Raw genomic sequence first — 1,311 nt, 5'->3', positions numbered from 1 at the left:
CTAAGCACATTACCCTTATCATCAATCTCTACTTCTAAATCTTTGTATTTGTTGTAAAATTTAGGAGCTAAGATTTCTTGGAAGTATTTTGTGCCTTTTGGGGTTGTTGCTATCCAGATATTGTATTGTGACCAATATTGTGGTGTATCCCAAGAAGTGGGAGAAAACATTGTGCTACATCCATCTACAATAATATCATCATTCAAATTTCTTTCAAATCTTTCTTTATAAAAAAAATTATCTCTAAAATATATCCAAGCTTGATATTTATCTTCTTTATAATAAGATAAGTTTGAGGGATAATCTATTTTATTTCTATCTTCATCACAATAAGATCCAAAATCTATATAACCTGCTAGAAAAAGTTGCCCCAAGACATTAATATATTCACTTATATAGGTAGGTTTGGGTGTATTTAAAGAAGGAGTGTTGTTAAGACTATCAATATTATAAAATTGAATGATATTTGCATCTATTTCATGTCTTGCAAAAAATTCATCATCAATAAGTTTTAATAATAAATATTCAAATGCTAAGAGAATATCTGTTTTTGTTGTGTATCTTAAATATTCTAAAAGTAAATCCATTTCAGAAAAATATGGTTTATTATTTAATACTTTACTTAAATTTTCATAACTTTTATATCCTATATCATCTTTTTCTTTATAAGAAAAAATAGGATTACCCATTGCATATATTACTTTTATTCTTTTCACTTTTATTCCTATGGTTTAATATGAATAGTTTTATTGAGCTTTGGATTTTTACCATAAATATTTATTGTTTCTCCCCCACTTCCAGAACCTGTTCTGTATATAATATCAATTCCATCATTCAATTTATATCTTATAAATTTTTCTTGCGTAATTTGTCCTGTTTTATGATTTTTTATAGGAATATATTTTTCTTCTAACTTTGTGGCATTTTTTATTAATTTTTGCCACAGTTCATCTAATTCTTTTTATTTTTCAAAAGGCGAATATTCCCACTGCTACCTTTTTGTAGTTTTTCAATAATTTTCACTACTTCTTGTCGCGTTAAACCACTATTAAGTCTACTTGTAATTTTAAACATTGAATATAAACCTCTTAAAGCCGGAACAAATGTATAACTCACATCTTCCAAAGGTTTATCATTGAGTTCTAATTGACTAGGAAATACTATCTCAATAAACTCCCCACTGCCATCTTGTGTTTGTATTCTTATAACATTATCAGGGATAATTTCTTGAGTATTGTTTTCACTAACCCCATTTACCACCACAAATTTACAAACATAAAGCTCTTGTTTTCTATCTTCATCTTCTAAGAT

2 protein-coding genes are annotated in these 1,311 nt (G+C 27.1%); both read right to left on the bottom strand.

Annotated elements, in window-relative coordinates:
* Nucleotides 1-716: hypothetical protein (locus tag ELQ12_RS09665; RefSeq protein ID WP_126235711.1), on the bottom strand; the 716-nt coding region annotated here is incomplete at its 3' end.
* A 235-nt stretch (nt 717-951) separates the two neighbouring features.
* A partial coding sequence (locus tag ELQ12_RS09660) for a hypothetical protein (protein ID WP_193551334.1) occupies nt 952-1,311 on the bottom strand: 360 nt, incomplete at its 5' end.

This window comes from Campylobacter sp. US25a (assembly GCF_004379075.1).
In the GTDB taxonomy this organism is placed as follows: domain Bacteria; phylum Campylobacterota; class Campylobacteria; order Campylobacterales; family Campylobacteraceae; genus Campylobacter_D; species Campylobacter_D jejuni.
Note: the sequence above shows the minus strand (reverse complement) of the source record. Positions and strands in the feature narration are given on the sequence as shown.